Source organism: Methylobacterium sp. BI1 (assembly GCF_056680125.1).
The window spans coordinates 843,615-864,530 of sequence record NZ_CM155267.1; the positions used below are offsets into that span (position 1 = coordinate 843,615).

Below are 20,916 nucleotides of genomic sequence, written 5' to 3' on the forward strand. Positions count from 1 at the left end.
GGACGCCTACCAGTCCGGTTCCAGCCGCGCCGGTCCTCCGGAGGGCGGCGGGACCAGCGATGCGGCCTCGTCGCGCAGCGCGCGGGGCAGGGCGGCCAGGGCCGGATCGTCGAACCGCAGGTGCGGCAGGTGGCTGGCCAGGAGAGCGGCGAGGAGGTCGGCCTGCGCCCGGTCGCGCCTCTGCTTGAGGGGATCGCGGTCCGGGCGTGCCGCGAGCCACAGCTTGTGCAGGGCGAAGGCCCGGGGATCCGGGGCGACCATCGTGAGCGGGTAGCCACGGGCGTCGAGGACGGTCGCGTGCACCTTCGGACTGTTCACCAGCCAAGGCAGTCCCTCGATCGCCACGGCTTCGAGATCCGTGCCGTCCGAGCCGATGCGGCTCCTGGGCGGGCGGGCCATCCGGTCCTTCGTGGTCGGCATGATCAGGTCGACCATGTAGCCGTCGCGGTTCACGGCCCGGAAACTGCCCTTTCCCATCACGGCGAACGACCGGTCGACCTTGCGCAGCAGGCCGACGAGGCCCGTCGCCGAGACCTCCGGCGCCAGGAGCCGCAGCGAGCGGCGGGCGTCGAACAGCAGGTCGACGTCGGCCGTCGCCAGATGCACGCCCGCCAGACGCTCGTAGGCGTAGAGGGCATTCGTCCCGACGACCTCGACGCCGCTTCCGATCAGCTTCGCACCGTGCAGCGCGCGCAGGATGCGACCGGCGATCGCCGGCAGGCGGCCGAGCTTCAGGGCGCGATTGACCGGGGCCATCGCGTCGAGGCGATCGGCCAAGTTGGCCACCCGTGCGGTCAGATCCGTTCGCCCCTCATGAAACTGACGGGCGATCGCGTCCGTCTCGGGCGTCCGCGGGCCGAGAGACTTCCAGATCTCGCCGCGCTTCCGATAGAGGTAGTCCCGGCCCGCGACCGTCTTCCAGGACAGGGCGCCCGAGAAGCGCCGCTCCAGCACGCTGCGTGCGCTCCCGTAGGCGGCGAAGACCTGCTCGACATCGATCGTCTGCCGCGCTTGATCCTCGTTTAAGTCGCTGAAAGACATCGTTTTATCCCCGAGGGACGCGGAAGGTGTCCGCTGGGGGATAATGCCATTCTGGGGCGGAACAAGCGATTGAATTCGTTCGGTTTATCCCTGCCGCTATGCAGAATGGTGGCCGGAGGGATCATCCCGCCCTTCATTCCGCCGGCACGAGCCGGTCCCGGGCCCGCAGGGCGGGGAAGACCCGGCCCCACAGGGCCGCGACGAGAAGCGTCGCGAGACCGCCCGCCACCACCGCCGGGACGGCCCCGATCAGGGCCGCCAGGGTGCCGGACTCGAACTCGCCGAGCTCGTTCGAGGCCCCGATGAAGACCGAGTTCACCGCCGAGACCCGGCCTCGCATGGCGTCGGGCGTCTCGCCCTGGACGAAGGTCTGGCGCACGAACACGCTGATCATGTCGGCTGCCCCCGTGACGAACAGGCAGGCCATGGAGAGGGGCAGGGAGGTCGAGAGGCCGAAGCCCACCGTGGCGAGGCCGAAGATCCCCACGGCCTGGAGCATGCGCAGCCCGGCCCGGCGCTGCAGCGGCCGATAGGCGAGGGCGATCGCGGTGAGCACGGCGCCGGCCGCCGGCATGCTGCGCAGGACGCCGAGGCCGAGGGGGCCCACGTGCAGCACCTCGGCCGCGAAGATCGGCAGGAGGGCGGTGGCCCCCCCGAGGAGCACCGCCACGAGGTCGAGGCTGATGGCGCCGAGCACCACCGGATGGGTGCGGATGTAGGTCAGGCCGGCCGAGAGGGTCTCCCAGGTCACCGGCGGGCGCTCGGCGATGGGGGCGGGCCGGAACCGGATCGCCAGGATCAGGGCGCTGGCCAGGGCGAAGCTCGCGGCGGCCGCGCCGAAGACCACCGCCGGCCCGAGGGCGTAGAGGAAGCCGCCGGTGGCCGGGCCGAGGATCGAGGCGCTCTGCCAGAGGGAGGCGTTCCAGGCGATGGCCGAGCCGAACAGGGGGCGGGGCACCAGGGTCGGCAGCAGGGCCTGGAGGGCCGGGTTGGCGAAGGCGCGGCCGGTGCCGATCACCACGACGAGCCCGTAGATCGGCCACAGGGTCGTGGTGCCGAGCCAAGCCGCGAGGAGCAGGCCGAGATCCGCCAGGGCCAGGGTCGCGTAGGCGAGGGCCGCGACGAGGCGCCGGTCGTAGGTGTCGGCGACGTGGCCCGTCACCAGGGCCGACAGCATGGCGGGCAGGAAGCTCGCCAGCCCCACCAAGCCGAGGGCGAGGGCCGAGCGGGTGATGTCGTAGACGAACCACCCCACCGCGACCGCCTGCATCTGGAAGGCCAGGCCGGTGAGGAAGCGGGCCGCGCCGAAGAGGCGGAAATCGCCGTTGCGGAAGACGGTCCAGCGCGGCGCGGCATCGGTGCTCATCCCGCCGTGCTGCGGCAGGGTGGTGTCCGCGTCAAGCGCGTGGCGGACGGGCGGACGGATTAAGAGGCGGCGTGGACCGTGCCGCGCTCGAACTCGACCGTCCGCACCGAGACGGGCCGGGCGGGGGCAGCGCGGTCAGGGCCGTCCTTCGGTGAGGGCGGCACTCCGGTCGGCGGCCGCCAGGGGCACCGCCTGCAGGGCCTCCAGCACGAGGCCGGGGGTGAGGATCTGGGGCAGCACCGCGGGCTCGCCCGCACCGGCGTAGAGCAGGTAGAGCGGCACCCCGCTGCGGCCGTGGCGCTCCAGCAGGCGGGTGATCTCGGGATTCTGGTTGGTCCAGTCGCCCTTGAGATAGGTGATGCCCCGCGCCTTCAGGCCGGCCTGGACGGACTCGGCGCGCAGGGCCGCCCGCTCGTTCACCTGGCAGGTGATGCACCAGGCCGCCGTCATGTTGACGAAGACCGGCCTGCCCTGGGCCAGGAGCCCGTCGAGCCGCGCCTGGGTGAAGGCGCCCGCATCGGCCTGCGCGGCCTCGGGCCCGGCCCGGTCCCGGTCGAGGCCGAGAGTGAGGACGGCCAGGGCGGCCAGTGCCGCCACGGCGGTCCCGCGCGCGATCCAGGTGCCCGCTGGTCCGGCCCCGTGCCCGCGCTCCCAGGCCCAGGCGGCCAAGCCCACGAGGACGAGCCCGACCAGGGCGGCGAGGAGCCCGGCCGAGCCCACCTGCTGTGACAGCACCCAGACCAGCCAGGCCACGGTGGCGTAGATCGGGAAGGCCAGCGCCCCCTTCAGGGTGTCCATCCAGGCGCCGGAGCGGGGCAGGCGCCGCAGGGCCGCGGGCCAGATGGTCAGCACCAGGAAGGGCAGGGCGAGGCCGAGGCCGAGGCTGGCGAAGACGGCCAGGCTCACGCCGGCCTCCTGCGTCAGGGCGAAGCCCACCGCCGAGCCCATGAAGGGGGCGGTGCAGGGGGTGGCCACCACCGTGGCGAGCACGCCGGTGAAGAACGAGCCCTCGAGACCCGCCCGCCGGGTCAGGCCGTCGCCGAGCCCCGTGATGCCGGCGCCGAGATGCACCACCCCCGACAGGCTGAGCCCCATGGCGAACAGCAGATAGGCGAGGCCCGCCACCACCAGGGGCGATTGCAGCTGGAAGCCCCAGCCGATGCCGGCGCCCGCGCCCTTCAGGGCGATGAGCAGGCCGGCGAGCGCCAGGAAGGCGGCGAGCACGCCGGCCGTGTAGGCGAGGCCGTGCAGCCGGACCCGGCCCGCCGGCTCGCCCGAATGCCGCACGAGGCTGAGCACCTTGATCGACAGGACCGGGAAGACGCAGGGCATCAGGTTGAGGAGGAGGCCGCCCAGGAAGGCGAGGCCGGCGGCGCTCCACAGGGTCAGGCTCTCGTCCGGGGCCTGAACCGGCCCCGATGTCGCGGCCGGCGCGGGCGGGGCGGCGGCCGAGGCCGTCGGCGAGGCGCCGGCCGTGTCGGGCGCCTCGCCGACGGCGTAGGCGCGGCGCACGGGTCCGTCCGGCGTCGCCTCCGCGAAGGTCAGCACCCCCGGCAGGGTGGCGGGGGCCCCCGCGGTGGCGTCGCCGCGGGGCAGATCGATGTGCAGGCCGTCGGCGTCGCTGCGCGCCTCCTGGGGCGCAGCGTTCTCGATGGCGGTCTCCGCATAGGGAAAGTAGGCGACGTCGGACGCCGCGAGCCCGGGAGGCGCGGAGAGGTGCACCTGCAGGCGCCCGTTCTCGGCGCCGTAGCGCACCGGCCAGGGCGCGGGCACCGGCAGGGCCGCGCGGGCGGCCTCGAACAGCATCATCGCGCCGGGCGCGACACCCGTGCTGGTGCCGGCCTGCGCCACCGGCAAGGTCAGGCGCAGATCAGCCGAGCCCGGCACGCATTCGCGCTCGCAGACGAGGTAGCTCAGCTTGGCCTGGAGCGTCACGGACTTGCCGGGCGCCAGGGTGGCCGGCGGCGTCACCTCGGCGAGGAGGACAGCCTCGTCCTCGTAGCCGAAATTCATCAGGTGGGCGACCGGGATGCGGCTCGGGCTCGGCCACTGGATCGCGCCTGCCGAGAACCCGGCCGGCAGCGTCCAGGCGACCTCCGGGGCGAGGCCGGAATCGCCGGGGTTGCGCCAGTAGACGTGCCAGTGCGGCCGCATCACCATGCGGATGGCGACCGTGAAGGGCGCGCCGGGCCGGATCGCGGCGGGCTCCCCAACGAGGCTCGCCTTCACGAGGTCGGCCGGCACCTTGAAGCCCTGCGCGGAAGCAGGGGTGAGCGCGAGGCCGAACAGCGCGAGCGCCAGGGCGAGAAGCCGGATCATCGAGTCCTGTTCGGTGCTGGAAGCGGGCAGGTTACGGCCGTTCGCCCCGGGCGCAAAATCTCGAAGCCGCGAGATCGCTTGTCCCCGCCTTTTCGCCGCGCCGGAAGGCGCAGGATGGTCGCGGGGGCGATCCGGCGCGCCGCTCGCGCCGGGGTCAGACCGCCGCCGCCATCGGCCGGGTCGCCTCAGCCAGCCAGGCCCGCGTCGCCGGGTCGAGGTCCGGCTCCAGGGCCTCCCGCACGCGGGCATGGTAGGCGTCGATCCAGGCCATCTCCTCCGGGCTCAGGAGGTCGGGGCGGATCAGGCGGCGGTCGAAGGGCGCGAGGGTCAGGGTCTCGAAGCCGAGCATCGGGCGCTCGCCGCCGGGCAGGTCGCGGGCCTCCACCAGGACGAGGTTCTCGAGGCGGATCCCGTAGGCGCCGGGCTTGTAGTAGCCCGGCTCGTTGGAGAGGATCATGCCGGGTTCCAGGGCGACCGTCCCGGTCTTGGCGATGCGCTGCGGCCCCTCGTGCACCGACAGGAAGGCCCCGACGCCGTGGCCGGTGCCGTGGTCGAAGTCGAGGCCGGCCTCCCAGAGGGGCAGGCGCGCGAAGGCGTCGATCTGGGCCCCCGTGGTGCCCTTCGGGAACACCGCCCGGGCGATGCCGATATGCCCCCGGAGCACGCGGGTGAAATGGTCGCGCATCGCCTCGGAGGGCGGGCCGATCGCCACCGTGCGGGTGATGTCGGTGGTGCCGTCCAGGTACTGCGCCCCGGAATCCACCAGGAACAGCTCCCCGGGCCGGATGCGGCGGTCGGTCTCGCGGCTGACCCGGTAATGGACGATGGCGCCGTTGGCGCCGCTGCCCGAGATCGTCGGGAACGAGACGTCGCGCAGCAGACCGCCCTCGGCGCGGAAATCCTCCAGGGCCTCCACGGCGGCGATCTCGGTCAGCGTCTCGCCCTGGGCATCGAGCCAGGCGAGGAAACGGGTCACCGCGCGGCCGTCGCGGAGATGGGCCGCGCGGGTGCCGGCGATCTCGGCCGGGTTCTTCACCGCCTTCATGGCGGTGATCGTGTCCGGCCCGAGATCGGCGACGCCGCCGGCCGCCTCCACCCGCTGCTTCAGGGCGTTTGCGGCGGTGGCGGCATCGAGGCGGAGGCGCGCGGCGTTCGCCGCCTGGGCCGCGAGGGCGTCCGCGAAGGCGGCGCGCGGGTGCAGGTCGGCGAGGGGCGCCAGGGCGGCGCGCAGGTCCGGGCTCACGGTGGACGAGGTCAGGTAGAGGGCGGCGCGCCCCGCGCGGGGCACCAGGGCGTAGCCCAGGGCCAGGGGGGTGTGGGCCACGTCGCTGCCGCGCAGGTTGAAGGCCCAGGCGAGGTTGTGCGGATCGGAGATCACCAGGGCGGCATCGTCCGCCTCGGCGAGGGCCGCCCGGATGCGGGCGAGCTTGTCCGCGGCGGATTCGCCGGCGAGCTCCGGCGGCTGGGCGACGACGGTGCCCGCCGGCGGCCCCGGCCGGTCGGTCCAGACCGCGTCGACCGGGTTCCGGTCCACCGCCTGCAGCCGCGCACCGGCCTTGGCCACCGCGCGCTCCAGGCGCGCCACGCCGTCGGGGGTGTGCAGCCAGGGATCGTAGGCCAGCACCTGGCCGGGCTTGAGGTGGGCGCCGATCCAGGCCGCGACGCTGGTCTCGGCCAGGGGCACGGGGGTGATGACGCCGGTATCGACCTGGGCCGGTGCCTGCAGGGTGTAGCGCCCGTCGACGACGAGGGCGGCCTCCTCGAGCAGGATCACGGCGGTGCCGGCCGAGCCGGTGAAGCCCGTGAGCCAGGCGAGGCGCTCGGCCTGCGGCGGCACGTATTCCGACTGGTGCTCGTCGGCGCGGGGCACCACGAAGCCGTCGAGCCCGGCCTCCTTCAGGGCCTCGCGCAGGGCCCGGATGCGGGCGGCGCCGTGGCGGTGGCTCGGATCGTCGAAGGTCTGGAAGCGGGCGCGGGTCATGGCGCCCAGGGTTACGCCGGCCTCAGAAGGGCTGCAACCGCGTCCGGCGCGGGCGCGCCGCCGCGCCGCCGCGGGTCAGCACCAGGGTCGCCCAGCCCTCGATCAGCCCGTGCCGGGCGAGGTGGAAGCCGCGGTGCCGATAGGTGGAGAGCACGCCCGGCACGTCGCGCTCGATCAGGCCGGAGAGAATCAGGACGCCGTGGTCGGCCACCACCGCCGTCAGGGACGGCGCCAAGCCCTTCAGGGGCCGGGCCAGGATGTTGGCGAAGACCACGTCGAAGCGGCGCGGCCGGTCGGCGAGGGCGTGGCGCACGCCCGGCCCCTGGTAGAGGCGAAGCACGGGCCCGAGGCCGTTGAGGCGGGCATTGCCGATGGCGGTGGTCACCGCCTCCGGGTCGAGGTCGCCGGCGATCACCGGCGTATGCAGGGCCTTGGCGGCCGCGAAGGCGAGGATGCCGGTGCCGGTGCCGACGTCGAGCACGTGGGCCGGGCGTCCGCGCTTGAGGATTCCGGCGAAGGCCCGGAGGCAGCCCAGCGTGGTGCCGTGATGGCCGGTGCCGAAGGCCAAGGCCGCCTCGATCTCGATGGCGAGGTCGTTGGCCCGGACCGTGTCGCGGTCGTGGCTGCCATGGACGAGGAAGCGGCCGGCCCGGACGGGCTTCAGGCCCTCCAGGGAGGCGCGCACCCAATCCTGCTGGTCGATGGTCTCGAAGGTGGCGACATCCGCCTGCGCGCCGACCACGGGGCGGATCAGGTCGCGGATCATGTCCTCGTCCGGCGCGTCGGCGAAGTAGGCCTCGAGCCGCCAGGTCCGGCCGTCCTCGGCCTCGAAGGCGGCCACCGCCGTCTGCGTCGGGTCGAACATCTCGCCGAGGAGGTCGGTCATCGCGCGCGCCGACCCCTCGTCGGTGAGGAGGCGCAGCACGTGGGTCGGACGGTGGGGAGGCAGGCCTTCGAGCATGAGCGGGGCTCTATCACCCGCGACGTCCCGCCGCCACCTCGTGTGCAAGCTTGGCCGGAACGGAAGCGCCGGATCCGCGTTTGTTGTCGCTTCTCCAGGCTCGCGTCGATGTCGGAGCGTGCGTTGTGCGTATGAAAATCAGAAGAGCCGGCGGACGAACGCCGGTCGTCCTCGCGGAAAAGTCCAAGGCCCGCCGTCGCCTCGTGCGCGAGCGCGGGGGCTTCACCGATGCCGAGACCCTGACGGGACCGATGCCGGGGCCGATGCTCGTCCTGCTCAGCCGCCTGCACCGCTCCGAGCGTCGGCTCTTCGACGAGGACGAGCACGACGCGTGATCGCGTCGGCGCCGATCCATGCTATGGCGGGCGCTCCGGCAGAAAATGCAAGAGCAGGGCGATGAAACAGACGAAACGGATGTTGCTCGGTTTGGTCCTGGGCGTGGTGGGTGGCTTTGGACTCGCCCGAGGCGTCGCCCCGGCGCGCGCCGAGACGCCCGTGGTTGTCTTCGCCGCCGCCAGTCTGAAGAACGCCCTCGACGAGGCCGCCGCCGCCTGGACGAAGGAGACGGGCAAGACCGCCCGGATCTCCTACGCGGCCTCCAGTGCGCTGGCCAAGCAGATCGAGGCCGGGGCGCCGGCCGACCTGTTCGTCTCCGCCGATCTCGCCTGGATGGACGACGTGGCGGGCAAGGACGGCCTCAAGCCGGGCACCCGGTCGAACCTCCTGCGCAACGCCCTCGTGCTGATCGCCCCCAAGGATTCGGCCGTGGCCCTCTCGCTCAAGCCCGGCCCCGACCTCGCCGCGGCCTTCGCCAAGGCCCTCGGCGACGGCCGCATCGCCATGGGTAACGTCGCGGCGGTGCCGGCCGGTAAGTACGGCAAGGCGGCACTGGAGAGCCTCGGCGCCTGGGAGGGTGTGAAGGACCGGGTCGCCCAGGCCGAGAACGTGCGGGCGGCGCTCCTGCTCGTGGCCCGCGGCGAGGCACCGCTCGGCATCGTCTACGCCACCGACGCGGTCTCCGACCCCAGCGTCCGGGTGGTCGCCACCTTCCCGGCCGCGAGCCACCCGCCGGTGATCTATCCCGTGGCGCTGACCAAGGATTCGACCAATCCGGATGCGGTCGCCCTGCTGGCCTACCTCCGCAGCCCCGCCGCCCGGGTGTTCTTCGAGCGCCAGGGCTTCTCGGTGATCGGCGCCGAGGACCGGACCTGATCGTCCGGCCTTGAATCCCGCGATCCTGGACCGGCTCGGCCTCTCGCCGGAGGAATGGTCCGCCATCGCCCTCAGCCTGCGGGTGGCCGGGGTCGCCACCCTGGCGAGCCTCGGCCCGGGCCTCGCCGTCGCCTGGGTGCTGGCGCGCCGGCGCTTCCCCGGGCGGGCGCTCCTGGACGGGCTGGTCCATCTTCCGCTCATCCTGCCGCCCGTGGTGACCGGCTACCTCCTGCTCCTGGCCTTCGGCCGGCGCGGGACCTTCGGCGCCCTCCTGGCCGATCTCGGCATCGTCCTCTCGTTCCGCTGGACCGGGGCGGCGCTCGCCTGCGCGGTGATGGGCTTTCCCCTGATGGTGCGGGCGATGCGCCTCTCCCTCGAGGCCGTCGATGCCCGCGTCGAGCAGGCGGCCGCGACCCTCGGCGCCGGTCCCTTCGCGGTCTTCCTCACCGTGACGCTGCCCCTCGCCCTGCCGGGGGTCCTGGCCGGCGCCGTGCTGGCCTTCGCGAAGGCCATGGGCGAGTTCGGCGCCACCATCACCTTCGTGTCGAACATCCCCGGCGAGACCCAGACCCTGCCCTCGGCGATCTACACCCTGACCCAGGTGCCCGGCGGGGAGGCCGGGGCCCTGCGCCTCACCCTGGTCTCCGTGGCGATCTCGATGGCGGCCCTGCTGGTCTCCGAACTCCTGGCCCGCCGGGTCGGGCGCCGGATCGGGGCGGGATGAGCCGATGACGCTCGCAGTCGATCTCGCCCTGGCGCGCGGCGCCTTCCGTCTCGACGTGGCTTTCACCGCCCCGCCGGGCCTCACCGCCCTGTTCGGCCGCTCGGGCTCGGGCAAGAGCACGGTGATCGCCTGCCTCGCCGGCTTGGCCCGGCCCGACCGGGGCCGGATCGCCCTCGACGGCGAGACCCTGCTCGACACGGATCGCGGCCGCGCGGTCCCCGCCCATCGCCGCCGCATCGGCACCGTGTTCCAGGAGGCGCGGCTGATGCCCCATCTCTCGGTCCGTCAGAACCTCGCCTACGGGCGCTGGTTCGCCCGCGGCCGCCGGGACGAGGCCGGCCTGGAGCCGGAGGCGGTCATCGCCCTCCTGGGCATCGGCCACCTCCTCGACCGTCGGCCGGCCGGACTGTCCGGCGGCGAGGGCCAGCGCGTCGCGATCGGCCGGGCGCTGCTGTCGCGGCCCCGCCTCCTGCTCCTGGACGAGCCGCTCGCCGCCCTCGATGCCGAGCGCAAGGCCGAGATCCTGCCGCTGATCGAGCGCCTCCGTGACGTCGCCGCGATCCCCATGGTATACGTAAGCCATGCGGTGCCCGAAGTGGCGCGCCTCGCCGACACCATCGTGGTGCTCGAAGGGGGCCGCGTCGCGGCCGCCGGACCCGCCGAGTCCATCCTGCGCCGGGGCGATCTCGGGGCCTTCCATGCGGCCGAGGCCGGCGCCCTCCTCGACATGGTGGTGGAGGCCGACGCCCCGAATGCGGGACTGACCCTCCTCTCAGGCCGTGCCGGGCGCCTTCTCGTGCCGCGCCTCGCCCAGGCGGTCGGCACCGGCATCCGCGTCCACATTCCCGCCCGAGACGTCCTGCTCTCACTCGACGAGCCCGTGGGCCTGAGTGCCCGGAATCGCTTGAGCGGCCAAGTGCTTGGTCTCCTTGTCCAGGCGGACGGTACGGTGCTGGTGGAGGTGGATTGCGGCGGTGCCGTGCTCTCCGCCCGCTTGACCCGCGCCTCCGTGCACGAACTCGGCCTCGCGCCCGGCCGGCCGGTCTTCGCCATCGTCAAGAGCGTCGCCTTCGATCCGCACGGGATGGGACGGGCGGCCGGCGCCGTCGAGATCTGAGGATTCGTTAAAATTCGATGCGTCGTCTTGACGGCGTATTGTGCATGCCACCCAAGAAAGCCCCTGCAGAACCAATTCCTTAAGATCCCATTCACGCCGCAGGTCTTGACTGGTGGGACAGCGAAAAAGCCGCGAGCAGGAGCGTGCCATGTCGATCACAAGCCTCGGCGCCGTGCTTCCGGCCCGCGTCACCGCCGCCACGCCGGCTCCCATTCCCCCGGTCCAGCCCGTCCAGGCTCCCGCGCCCCTCGCACCGGCCGTGCGGGTGGACATTCGCAGCCAGGACCAGGGCCCCGATCCTCGTGCCGGCACCTCCCGGACTCCGGCGCCGGACGCGAAGGCGACTGAGACCGCGATGGAGCCGCGCATCCGGATCGACCAGGACACCAAGGCGGTGGTCTACCAGGAGGTGGATCCGAACTCGGGCGATGTCGTCGTGCAACTGCCCGACCCGGTGGTGCTCAAGGCCCGCGCCTATGCGGAGGCCGCCGAGGCCCGTGCCAAGCCCGCGGCCCGCCCCCTCGACCGCACCGCCTGAGGCATCACGCCTCTTGAAACGAAGAGAAGGCCGGGGCGCTGAGCCCCGGCCTTCCTTTTTTGCCGTCTGGCGAAAATAAAAAAAACCGCCGGCCCGAAGGCCGGCGGCGGGCTCACCCTTAGCGGAGGAGCTGCAGGATGCCCTGCTGCGCCGTGTTGGCGAGCGAGAGGGCCGAGATGCCGATCGACTGGCGGGTCGACAGGGCCTGCGAGTTGGCGGCTTCCTCGTTGAGGTCCGCGTTCGTCAGGTTGGCCGAGCCGGTGTCGAGGATGTTGATCAGGTTCTTCGAGAAGTCCTGACGGTTCTGCACGACCGAGAGGTTCGAGCCGAAGGTCGAGGACTGGGCGCGAAGCTGGCTGGTCGCCTGGGTGATGGCTGTCAGTGCCTTGTTGATCTCATCATCGGACTGAAAATCGCCCGTGACGGAGTTGAGACCCAGACCATCAGCATCGAGCTTCGAACCCTCAATGTTGAGGCTGGAGGAGCCTGTTTCATTGAATGTCACCTTCAGCGAGTTTTCAGCCTTGTCGGTACCCGAGCGGTACAGCAGGTTGATGCCGTTATAGCTGGAGTCCTTCGCCTGCTGGGTGATCTGGTCAAGCAGGGTGTTGAACTGCTTGGCAAGTGACGTACGCGTGGCGTTAGTACCGCTCGCGGAGCCCGAACCATTGGCGACCACTGCCTTCGTGCTCGCGCCAGCGACGCCAAAGCCGAGATCGGTCGTGCCACCTGCCGAGTTGTCGATGGTGATCTGCTGGGAGGAGCCGGTATCGGTCGAGGTGAAGGTCAGCTTGTTCGCTACGAAGCTTGCCGTCACCTTGCCCTTGAACCCGGTATCAGCATTGAGCTGTCCATTGATCGACGACAGAATCTCGGTTTGCGTCGTAGCGTTTGCAGTCGCACCAGCAGCGACGGTAATGGTCTTCTTAGGCCCCGTACCAAGCTGGATGTCGAAGGCAGCCGTGTTGGCACCGGACAAATCGGTCGTCGCGCCGACGGCCGTCACACCCGTAGCAATGGCGGCGGTAGCGCTGCTCTTGGCAGCCGCGCCAGTCGCCGTCTGAGCAGCCGTCGCAGTGCCAAAGCCGATATCGACTTCGTTAGCCGCCGTATTGGTGACCACGGCAGAAGCAGACGCCCCTGTCGCGGTTGAAGTGAAGACGATACGGCCGTCGGTGGTCTTGGAGGCGGTCACGGCAGCAGGGTTGGTTGTGTCGTTGGCGAGCTGGTTGTTGATAGCCTTGACGACATCATCGGCCGTCGCCTTAGCGACATTGCTGGTCACGCCGCTCAGCGTCGTTGCGTCGAGCGTGATCGTGGTGCTGTTCGTACCATCACCAAGGGTGAAGGTAGCGTTCCGGGTGCCCGAAAAGTCCTGAGTGCCATCGGTAGCAGCAGTGGTCGTGCCCTGGAAACCGGTGACAGCCGTCAGGATCGCGGCCGTGGCCGGAGTTCCGCTCGTGACGGCGCTCTTGTCCGCGAGCGCCTGGTTGGCGGTGGACTTGGCCGAGTCGACCAGCTTTTGGATCGAGGTGATACCCTGGTTGGCGGCCTGGATGGTCTGGACGCCGTTGGAGATACCGTTGAGGAGCGAGCCCAGGTCGCCCGAGCGGCCGGACAGCGACTGGGACGTGAAGAAGCTCGTCGGGTCGTCGAGGGCCGAGTTGACCTTCTTGCCCGTGGAGAGTCGATTCTGGGTGCTGGACAGCAGATCCGCGGTGCCCTGCAGCGAGAGCAGGTTTTGGCGGGTCGCGGCGGTAAGGGTGACGCTAGACATGGTGTTCGATCCATTCTGATCGGTGCACCTCCATTTTTGGAGGCCCGTGCACATGACCACCCATCTCTTGCGATCGACTTAATGTGCAGTCCGAACCAAAGCTTAATGTGATCGATCAACTCAGGTCGATCGGAGAAAAACTCTTTGCTTTCAGCACGTTGATGTTTGTCTCCGTGGCAGCTCTTGAGAGCTTGTTAACCAAGAACGACGAAGGTGCTCCTCAGGTCCGGATCGAGAAGCGCCATGCCCCTGAAGATCGAGCTCAAGCCGTTCGAGCGCCTGCTGATCGGGGGCACGGCGATCCGCAACGGATCCCGCCGCTCCAGCTTCGTGATCGAGACCGTGACGAAGTTCCTGCGCGAGAGCGACATCATCTTGGAGAGCGAGGCCGATACGGCCTGCAAGCGCCTCTATGTGACGTTGACGGTGATGTACCTCGCCGAGGTCACGCCGGAGACAGAGGACCTGTTCATCACGCAGGCCAACGCGCTGATCGCGGCGGCGCCGAGCATGGCGCCCTACTTGCGCGACATCCACGATTTCATCGCGGAGCGCGATCTCTACCGCGCGCTGAAGCGCTGCAAGGAGCTGATCCAGTACGAGCAGTCGCTGGCCGAGCTGCTGGCGCCCCCCGCAGCATCCCAAGGCTGAAGCATCCATTGCTATTACAAAACGAGAGAGCCCGCCGCTGGGAAGCGGCGGGCTCTCTCGTTATCGACGCTGCCGTCTCGCGGCTTACATGCGCAGGCCGGCGGCGATGTTCTGGTTGATGCTGATCAGGGCGGAAAGCTTCTCGGCGCTCGGCTCGATCAGCGTATCGATCATCCGCTTGAAGACGAAGGTCGAAAGTTCCGCGATGTTGTTCTTGATTTCGACCGGCAATGGGCTCTCGGGGGCCGTGGCTGCCCCGGCGATGATGGTCCAGACCTTCTGATTGAAGTTCAGGGCCTCGTTCAGGGCAGGGGCCTGATTGGTCCAATCGGTCTGGATCGCCTGCAGGCGCGTCGCAGCCTTGATCAAGACGGCAGCCTCTGCCTCGCGCGGCGACAGTGCAGTCTGTGCAACCCGGGCATAGGCGCTGGCCCCGTACGACATCGCTCGATCCTCCCTCAAGGTGTGCAGACCCGATTCGGGGCGCGGGCCGAACTTAGACACCCGATTGTTAAGGGACCGTAATATCACTCCGTGCCGTAATCATGCCCGGATATGCGACGACGGAGAGCGCGCGCCCGCGCGGATCACGCGCAGGGTGTGGGATTCCGCCACCATGATGAATTTCATTCTGGGCACTGTCGCGGGCGGACTGCTGGTCGGGCTCGTCACGATTTCCGCCGTTCGCCAGCCCGTCGTGCAAGCCAAGCTCGGGCTCTTTCCCGTTTCCACCGCGCTGCTGATGCCCGCAGCGAAAACGCCGGAGGCGTCTCGCGCCGAACCGCCCTGCCGTCCGGCTGCGACCGTGGGACAACCGGACATGCTGTTCTCGAAGCGCCGGTTCTGGTTCGTCGCTCCGTGAGCGAACGATCCGTGTGGCTCAGAGGCTGCTGATCAGAAACATCACCATCGTGGTCGCCACGGTGGTGCTGACGAACCCGCAGAGGGCGGCTGCGAAGGACGGGCCGGTGGAGAAGCTGCGATCCGTGGTCTTCAGGTCGAGGGCGGCGGTGGTGTTCATGATGGATGACCTTGGCGGCGACTCATCGGCCGCGTGCGAGTTGACAGTGAAACGAAGCGTGGCGGGCGGGCGTGCGGGCCCGCACCCCATCAATCGCAGCGATTGGCGCGCTTGGCCGCCCGAAGGGCCCGCGACTCGCTGCGAAGATCGATGGCGATGACGCCAGCGCCGCAATCCTCGAAAGCATCACGGGCATCGGCGTAACGGTCGCCGATCTCATCGAGGGTGTCGCAGGCGCGGTCATGATTGCCGATCCGCGCTTCCTGACGGAACTGGTAGCGGAGCGCATTGGCCTCATCGACTTTGCGCTGCGCATCAAGACAGGCGGGCGCGGCGAGGGCCGGTGCGACCAGAGCCAGCACGAGACCGGCGGCGAGGGTCAGTCTAGAAAATTGACGCATGGGGGCACCTGAGATGGGGACACCTGGACGTGCGGCCGGTGAACAGAATTCATCGAACGTTCGAAAGTGTCCGCAAGATCAAAGCGGACTTGCCCAATATTACATCAGGCCGGCGGCACTCATCTCGCGTTCAGGTCCGAGAAACGGCAAACCTGTCGCTAAGGTTCCACGCTGAGCCATGGCGTCGTCCGTCGGCGCCGGGACACCAGGATCTGGCCTAGCGAAATCGGGGCAGGGCCCTGTGCATCGATACCAACATCGTATTGCCGGGGGATCGGTTTCAGCTTGTTGTGTGAGTGACCGTGCAGGTTGATGGCACCGCGGCCGATCCCGTTCCAGGTCCGAAACGCATAGTGACAGAGCACCAGGCGCCGTGCATCGACAGTAATCTCGGCATAATGGGCGATCGAGGCCCACCCGGGCGCTCGCAGCGTACCGGTCCCGTCATTGTTGCCGATGATGAGGTGCTTGGTGCCTGACAGGCTCGCCAGGATCTCGGCAATGTTGCCATCGGAGAGACCGAGGGCGAAGTCGCCGAGGTGCCAAACCTCGTCTTCGGGCCCGACGACCGCATTCCAGGCGGCGATCAGCGCGGCGTCGTGGGTCGCGAGATCAGGGTAGGGCCGCTGGTCGATCCGCAGGATCCGCGGATCTCCGAAATGCGTGTCGCTGGTGAACCATACGGCCACGGCTGGCTCTCCCGGCCGCAATCAGCGTCCGGGACTGAAGCGCAGCGGAACGGTAACGGCGAGGCTGCTCAGACTGATCCCGGCGGGTGCCGCCGGGAGTGAGCCCCGAACGGTCGCCAAGGCGGCGCTGTCGATGGCGCCGATGCCGCTGCTGCTGGCGAGCCCCGAACTCAGCACCTGACCGGAGCGGGACACCGTGAACCGGACGACAGCCACGCCGCCACTGGTGCCGGCCGCCGCATTGGCGTTCATTCGCCCTCGAATCGCCGAACTCAGCATGCCCTGCCACGCCCTGAGGGCGTTTGGATCGTTCCCACCAGCAGCCGAGCCCGCACTGCTCTGCCGCGACGCAGACGCTGAATTCTGCTGGGCACGCCCCTCGCTCGCCGCGGCCGCGGCGCGGCGCGCCGCTTCCTTGGCAGCCTTCGCCTTAGCGTCCTTGGCAGCTTCGCGACGGGCCTCGGCGATGGCCTCGCGGCGCTCCTCCTGCTCGGCCTTCAGGCGGGCTTCACGATCCGCCTTCCGCTTCGCCTCACGCTTCGCCTCCAGGATCTTGGCCATATCCGGCTTCGGCTTCTCCACCTCCACGGGCTTGGGAGCCTCGGCGATCGTGGGCGGGGGTGGGGCGAGGGCGGGCGCTTCCTCCCCTGTCGAGGTGATGACCTGGTCCTCGGGCGGTGGCTCGACGACCGCTTCGGTCGGAGGCGTGACCGGTGCCTCAGGCGGCTCGGCCATGGTGGTGGCTTCGGGGGCGACCGGCGTCGCGTCCGGCGGCGGCGGGACGGTGGCTTCGGGCGGGGCCACCTCGGTCGTCTCCAGCGGCTTCGTAACCGGGCTCTCCTCCGGCGTTTCCACCGGGTTCGCTTCCGGCGGAGCGGGTGCCTGGGCTGCCTGCTCGGACGGTGCCTGGGTGTTCGCCTCCGTCATCTGCGGGGCGAGATCGATCGTCACGATGTTCTCGCCGGGCGGCGCAGTGGGCGCCGTGCCGAACAGCGCCATACCGATCAGCGCCGCGACGTGCAGGGCGAGCGCGACGAGGAACGCCGCGGCCAGGCCGGACGGACCGCGCTGCTCCGGTTCGGCCGTGGTCGCGAAGGCGCTGTTGGGATGCAGTGCGTTCATGGATTACTGCGGCGTTCCGCTGGCAGGGGCCGGAGCAGCGGCCGGAGAGGCAGGCAGCGCCCCACCGGGGGACTGGGCGATCAACGAGACCTTTGTGAAGCCGGCTTGGCCGACGAGGCCCATCACCTCCATGATCTTGCCGTAGGGGACGTCGCGATCGCCGCGCACCAGCATCACTTGGCCGGGGTCCTGAGCCGCCAATGCGCGCAGACGTGGCAGGATCGCATCCGCCGTGAGTTCTTCCTTCGCCAGGTAGGGCCTACCGTCCTTGTCGATGGAGATCTCGAGCGGCTTCTTGGCTTGGGCGACCTTCTGGGCAGTGGTCTTGGGCAACTGCACGGGTACACCCGTGGTCATCAGGGGAGCGGCCACCATGAAGATGATCAGCAGCACGAGCATGACGTCGACCATCGGGGTGACGTTGATCTCGGACATCGGCGCCGCGTCGAGACCATCGTCGTCATCGCCGCCGCCGGCACGGATCGAACCCATTGCCATCGTGAAGCGGCCCTCCAGGGCCAAGGCGAAGGGCGATCAGGCCGGTTCGCCGCACAGGTTGCTGTCGAGAATCGGCGCTCGCGGGGCGCCGACGCGAGTCTGAGTCAGATGGGAGTGGTCACTCGGCGGCGGCACGACCATGCACGGCCCGGTCCCGGGCGAGTCGATTGCCGAGCACGCCGATGCTGGAGACGAAGCTGGATTGGATCCGGCTGACATCATTGATGAGCTTGTTGTAGGCCATCACGGCAGGGATCGCGACGATGAGGCCGATGGCCGTGGCGAACAGGGCTTCGGCGATACCAGGGGCGACCACAGCGAGCGAGGTGTCCTGGCTCTTCGCGATGGACGAGAAGGAATTCATGATGCCCCAGACCGTCCCGAACAGCCCGATGAAGGGCGCCGTCGAGCCGGCGGTGGCCAGGAGCGGCAGGCCAGTCTGCAGCCGCTTGATCCGGCCGGTCAGGGCCGCGCGCATGGCGCGCTCGATGCGGTCCCGCCGCTCGGCCCGGGTCTCGCTGGAATCCTGATCCCGCCAAGCTTCCGCGGCCGCTCCCATGATCTGCGCGTCCATGCCGCCGCCCGATGCCTCGAGCGCTCCGCCGGACCGCACCAGTACGTCGAACGCCTTGGCTTGACGCTTGGCAGCGGCGATCCGGATGATCTTCTCGAAGACGACGGTCCAGCACGCGATCGAGGCGATCACGAGGAGGATCATCACGCCCTTCACGATCGGATCCGCCTGCAGGAACAGTCCGATGAAGGAAAAGTCGTGCGTGACTTCGGCCTGCGCTGCGGTGGGATCCATGATGGTCTCTCTCGGTGCGTGCGGTGTGCGGGCTTCGATATCGGATCTCGAATGCGCTGATCAGCGCACGAAGGCCGCGGAGGTCTTACTCTCTGTCTCGATACGGTCGAGGCAGGTCTCACGGCTGGCCTCGCCGCCCTCGCAGGCCAGGACGTCGTTCAGGAGCAGGCGACTGATCTTCGGACAGGCGATCCCCGGGAAGTCGAAGAGGCGAACCATCGTCTTGCGGTCTTGCACCGGCCCTAATTCCACCGACAGGCGCTTCTGGGCGATCCCTTCGGTATCGAATGCGAACAAGTCGACTTTCAGCGACTTCAGCGCCGGACCGCGGCTGTTGTCCACGAGAAGATAGGTGCGGCATGCGTCGCCGGCGGGTTCCAGGCGATTGAGCTCCAGTTTGATCGGCGCAGCCTTGCCGTCCTGAGCGGCGGCCATTGCAACCCAACTCGTGAGCATCGCCAGGGACGCAAGGCCGGAAACGACATGCTTTGCCACGATGGTCTTCTTCCTCTGCAAGAACCTGTCTTTGCTCACGCCGCGCATCCCAGCTCACGTATCGTCGCTCAGCGCGACACACCCGGATCTCCGCGATGTCTGTCTCGACATCTCGACATGATGTCTCGACAACCCTGCTCGGCCCGGATTCAATTCGGCGAACAGCTAGGATCGCGGTTTGAGACCCACGATCCAGGCAGTGCTCTATGCGGGGTGGGCATATCCGAGGACGCGACCGCAGATCAAGCGCAGGACGGAATATCAGAGGAATTCCAAACTGTTACTCGAGCCGCAGATCGGCTCAGCGTGCGATCTGCCTGACCATCCCGCCGCCGATTGCCGAAAACGCCTGACCCATGAGTGGCTAACGGGAGGCGCGACGCCTCATGGGGCAACGGGAGGCGCGACGCCTCATGGGGCAATGTGTCGAGGCAACCACGCCCTTGATGCGTCCCGAACCCGCCTCCATATCGCGATGACCGGCGAACGAAGGCCGGGAGGGGTGCTGCCAAGGCGGGCCCCGGTCACCGAAGTGCCTCGTCAGACTTTAGTTTCGGGCTTCGCTGGAAGGATATGCGTTCGTGACGACTCGGCCCTCACCGTTCGGACATCCCTTTCTCCTCGGATTCGATGAGATCGAACAGGCTCTCGACCGGGTGTCGAAGGCCGCCAACGATGGGTATCCGCCCTACAACATCGAGCGCCTAGCGCGGACCGAGCATCAGCCGGAGCGCCTTCGGATCACGCTCGCGGTCGCAGGGTTCACCCGCGATCAGCTCGACGTGATGCTAGAGGAGAGCCAGCTGGTGGTACGTGGCCGGCAGGTGGACGACAAGACCCGGCAGTTCCTGCACCGCGGTATCGCCGCACGTCAGTTCCAGCGCGCATTCCTGCTCGCGGACGGCATGGAAGTGATGGGCGCCGATCTCTCGAACGGTCTCTTGTCGATCGACCTGACTCGGCCGGAGCCTGACAGGATCGTCCGCAAGATCGTCATTGCGTCCCGCGACGAAGCCTAGCGCCAGGGCTTCGGCTCACATCGACCGCCGGGCCCGTTCCCGGTGTACCGCTCTGCCAAGAAGGAGGGCAGTCCATGACCGAGTTCAACACCAATCCGCTCACCCAGGCCGACCTCGATTCGGCCGACTTTAACGTGGCCGATCTTGCCGCACTCGGCGAAGGACATATCGCTTATGTGCGCGCGATCCGCTCCGACGAGGTGAAGCGCATCTTTCCGCAGGCGCCCGATCTCACTCCTGGCCTCGACCTGTTCGCCCTCCTCTCAGCCAGCGGGGCACCAATTCTGCTCGCCGACTCTCGGGATGCCGTGGTGGCCAACGCGGCGGCGAACGACCTCTACACGGTCAGTCTGCACTGATTGGAAATTCGGCGACCGTCGTCAGAAGCCGTTTCAGATCCTGCGGCCGTGACAGGCGATGGTCGCCGTCCGCTATGAGAGTGAGGAGAGTTCCGGCCTTCGGGAGCCTCTCCACCACGCGCAGGGCATGGGTATAGGGAACGTCCGGGTCGTCCATGCCTTGAAGAATATGGACCGGGCACCCGGGATCGAAGCTCGTGCCCAGCAGGCAATGGCGTTGACCATCCTGTATCAGCGCGTGAGTGATCGGTACCGGCGCCGGATCGTAGGCACTCGGTCGGAACCAAGCACCGTCCTGCTCGATCTGCGCTCGAATTTCTGGGGTAAACCGGTCCCAGAGGAGGCTTTGGGTGAAATCCAGAGCGGGGGCGATAAGGACGAGACCACGCGGCGTTACTTGGCCCTGATCGGCGCCCGCGCGGGCCACCAGACACGCGATCCAGCCGCCCATCGACGAACCTACCAAGATCGGGCTCTCGGGCGCGAAGGCCGAGATGACCGCCTGTGCATCTGCGAGCCAAGTCGAGATTGTGGATTCCGCGAAAACACCGGTCGATTCGCCATGGCCAGTGTAGTCGAAGCGCACCAGAGCGCGGCCTTGTCGCTCGGCCCAGGTATCAAGCGTCATCGCCTTCGTGGCGCCCATATCCGACCGGAAGCCTCCGAGCCAAACCAGAGCCGGCCCTTCGCCGGCTCTCCGCCGCACTGCGATCCGCCGTGCTGCTGATCCAGTCCCGACTTCGAGGAATTCCGGCGCCTCAGCCTGCGCAGACGTCATTCGTTAACCCTCGCCCTGTGATGCATCGAACTGAACGCA

24 protein-coding genes are annotated in these 20,916 nt (G+C 69.1%); 9 read left to right on the forward strand and 15 right to left on the reverse strand.

Annotated features, from left to right (window positions below):
- Positions 1-6 precede the first annotated feature (6 nt).
- From AC1MGR_RS04085 to AC1MGR_RS04105, 5 genes are all read right to left on the reverse strand, one after another.
- On the reverse strand, positions 7-1,041 hold the full coding sequence (locus AC1MGR_RS04085) for a GSU2403 family nucleotidyltransferase fold protein (protein WP_480233751.1): 1,035 nt from the start codon (positions 1,039-1,041) through the stop codon (positions 7-9).
- Positions 1,042-1,174: 133 nt separating this feature from the next.
- The gene (locus AC1MGR_RS04090; protein WP_108035479.1) at positions 1,175-2,407 is read right to left on the reverse strand and encodes an MFS transporter; all 1,233 of its coding nucleotides are present in this window, start codon (positions 2,405-2,407) and stop codon (positions 1,175-1,177) included.
- A 135-nt stretch (positions 2,408-2,542) separates the two neighbouring features.
- Positions 2,543-4,726 (reverse strand): protein-disulfide reductase DsbD family protein, encoded by a 2,184-nt coding sequence (locus AC1MGR_RS04095; protein WP_480233752.1) that lies wholly within the window; start codon positions 4,724-4,726, stop codon positions 2,543-2,545.
- Between the two features lie 154 nt (positions 4,727-4,880).
- Positions 4,881-6,707: an aminopeptidase P family protein gene (locus AC1MGR_RS04100; RefSeq protein WP_480233753.1), complete on the reverse strand. Its 1,827-nt coding sequence runs from the start codon at positions 6,705-6,707 to the stop codon at positions 4,881-4,883.
- Between the two features lie 22 nt (positions 6,708-6,729).
- Positions 6,730-7,668 (reverse strand): 50S ribosomal protein L11 methyltransferase, encoded by a 939-nt coding sequence (locus AC1MGR_RS04105; RefSeq protein WP_108035476.1) that lies wholly within the window; start codon positions 7,666-7,668, stop codon positions 6,730-6,732.
- A 131-nt stretch (positions 7,669-7,799) separates the two neighbouring features.
- Here AC1MGR_RS04105 and AC1MGR_RS04110 point away from each other — a divergent pair, with 131 nt between their 5' ends.
- The 5 genes from AC1MGR_RS04110 (at position 7,800) to AC1MGR_RS04130 (ending at position 11,259) form a co-directional block, all read left to right on the forward strand.
- On the forward strand, positions 7,800-8,003 hold the full coding sequence (locus AC1MGR_RS04110) for a hypothetical protein (RefSeq protein WP_108035475.1): 204 nt from the start codon (positions 7,800-7,802) through the stop codon (positions 8,001-8,003).
- A 61-nt stretch (positions 8,004-8,064) separates the two neighbouring features.
- Entirely contained in the window at positions 8,065-8,880 is an 816-nt protein-coding gene (modA, locus tag AC1MGR_RS04115; protein WP_480233754.1) for a molybdate ABC transporter substrate-binding protein, read from the forward strand.
- Between the two features lie 10 nt (positions 8,881-8,890).
- Positions 8,891-9,604 (forward strand): molybdate ABC transporter permease subunit, encoded by a 714-nt coding sequence (gene modB, locus AC1MGR_RS04120; protein WP_480233755.1) that lies wholly within the window; start codon positions 8,891-8,893, stop codon positions 9,602-9,604.
- Positions 9,605-9,608: 4 nt separating this feature from the next.
- Positions 9,609-10,721, forward strand: coding sequence for a molybdenum ABC transporter ATP-binding protein (gene modC / locus AC1MGR_RS04125; RefSeq protein ID WP_480233756.1), 1,113 nt, complete (start codon positions 9,609-9,611; stop codon positions 10,719-10,721).
- A 148-nt stretch (positions 10,722-10,869) separates the two neighbouring features.
- Positions 10,870-11,259: a hypothetical protein gene (locus AC1MGR_RS04130; protein WP_108035472.1), complete on the forward strand. Its 390-nt coding sequence runs from the start codon at positions 10,870-10,872 to the stop codon at positions 11,257-11,259.
- 118 nt (positions 11,260-11,377) lie between these two features.
- On the opposite strand, the gene AC1MGR_RS04135 is transcribed toward AC1MGR_RS04130, so the two are convergent.
- Positions 11,378-13,036 carry a flagellin N-terminal helical domain-containing protein gene (locus AC1MGR_RS04135; RefSeq protein WP_108035471.1) on the reverse strand — a complete coding sequence of 553 codons (1,659 nt, stop codon included), beginning with the start codon at positions 13,034-13,036 and terminating at the stop codon, positions 11,378-11,380.
- A 243-nt stretch (positions 13,037-13,279) separates the two neighbouring features.
- Between AC1MGR_RS04135 and AC1MGR_RS04140 the strand changes: the two genes are divergently transcribed.
- Complete coding sequence (locus AC1MGR_RS04140; RefSeq protein WP_480233757.1) at positions 13,280-13,687, forward strand: flagellar biosynthesis repressor FlbT; 408 nt, start codon at positions 13,280-13,282, stop codon at positions 13,685-13,687.
- Positions 13,688-13,771: 84 nt separating this feature from the next.
- Here the strand turns inward: AC1MGR_RS04140 and flaF are convergent, their stop codons facing one another.
- Positions 13,772-14,131, reverse strand: a complete 360-nt coding sequence (gene flaF / locus AC1MGR_RS04145) for a flagellar biosynthesis regulator FlaF (RefSeq protein ID WP_108035469.1) — start codon at positions 14,129-14,131, stop codon at positions 13,772-13,774.
- Positions 14,132-14,303: 172 nt separating this feature from the next.
- On the opposite strand from flaF, the gene AC1MGR_RS04150 reads away from it, so the two are divergent.
- Positions 14,304-14,549: a hypothetical protein gene (locus tag AC1MGR_RS04150; RefSeq protein WP_480233758.1), complete on the forward strand. Its 246-nt coding sequence runs from the start codon at positions 14,304-14,306 to the stop codon at positions 14,547-14,549.
- Positions 14,550-14,567: 18 nt separating this feature from the next.
- Here the strand turns inward: AC1MGR_RS04150 and AC1MGR_RS04155 are convergent, their stop codons facing one another.
- From AC1MGR_RS04155 to AC1MGR_RS04185, 7 genes are all read right to left on the reverse strand, one after another.
- Positions 14,568-14,708 carry a hypothetical protein gene (locus AC1MGR_RS04155; RefSeq protein ID WP_181259622.1) on the reverse strand — a complete coding sequence of 47 codons (141 nt, stop codon included), beginning with the start codon at positions 14,706-14,708 and terminating at the stop codon, positions 14,568-14,570.
- Between the two features lie 89 nt (positions 14,709-14,797).
- Positions 14,798-15,109, reverse strand: a complete 312-nt coding sequence (locus AC1MGR_RS04160; protein ID WP_108035468.1) for a hypothetical protein — start codon at positions 15,107-15,109, stop codon at positions 14,798-14,800.
- A gap of 158 nt (positions 15,110-15,267) precedes the next feature.
- Positions 15,268-15,798, reverse strand: a complete 531-nt coding sequence (locus AC1MGR_RS04165; RefSeq protein ID WP_480233759.1) for a metallophosphoesterase family protein — start codon at positions 15,796-15,798, stop codon at positions 15,268-15,270.
- A 21-nt stretch (positions 15,799-15,819) separates the two neighbouring features.
- A complete protein-coding gene (locus AC1MGR_RS04170; protein WP_108035466.1) occupies positions 15,820-16,920 on the reverse strand; it encodes a TonB family protein in 1,101 nt (366 codons plus the stop codon).
- Between the two features lie 3 nt (positions 16,921-16,923).
- On the reverse strand, positions 16,924-17,418 hold the full coding sequence (gene tolR, locus AC1MGR_RS04175) for a protein TolR (protein ID WP_108035598.1): 495 nt from the start codon (positions 17,416-17,418) through the stop codon (positions 16,924-16,926).
- Between the two features lie 118 nt (positions 17,419-17,536).
- A complete protein-coding gene (locus AC1MGR_RS04180) occupies positions 17,537-18,226 on the reverse strand; it encodes a MotA/TolQ/ExbB proton channel family protein (RefSeq protein WP_480233760.1) in 690 nt (229 codons plus the stop codon).
- 60 nt (positions 18,227-18,286) lie between these two features.
- A complete protein-coding gene (locus AC1MGR_RS04185; RefSeq protein ID WP_480234927.1) occupies positions 18,287-18,682 on the reverse strand; it encodes a Tat pathway signal protein in 396 nt (131 codons plus the stop codon).
- Between the two features lie 620 nt (positions 18,683-19,302).
- Here AC1MGR_RS04185 and AC1MGR_RS04190 point away from each other — a divergent pair.
- Together AC1MGR_RS04190 and AC1MGR_RS04195 are read left to right on the forward strand one after the other, a co-directional pair.
- The gene (locus tag AC1MGR_RS04190; protein WP_108035463.1) at positions 19,303-19,740 is read left to right on the forward strand and encodes an Hsp20 family protein; all 438 of its coding nucleotides are present in this window, start codon (positions 19,303-19,305) and stop codon (positions 19,738-19,740) included.
- 74 nt (positions 19,741-19,814) lie between these two features.
- A complete protein-coding gene (locus tag AC1MGR_RS04195; protein WP_480233761.1) occupies positions 19,815-20,099 on the forward strand; it encodes a BQ00720 family protein in 285 nt (94 codons plus the stop codon).
- Here AC1MGR_RS04195 and AC1MGR_RS04200 read toward each other — a convergent pair.
- Entirely contained in the window at positions 20,086-20,877 is a 792-nt protein-coding gene (locus tag AC1MGR_RS04200; RefSeq protein WP_480233762.1) for an alpha/beta hydrolase, read from the reverse strand. The genes AC1MGR_RS04195 and AC1MGR_RS04200 overlap by 14 nt on opposite strands.
- Positions 20,878-20,916: the final 39 nt, after the last annotated feature.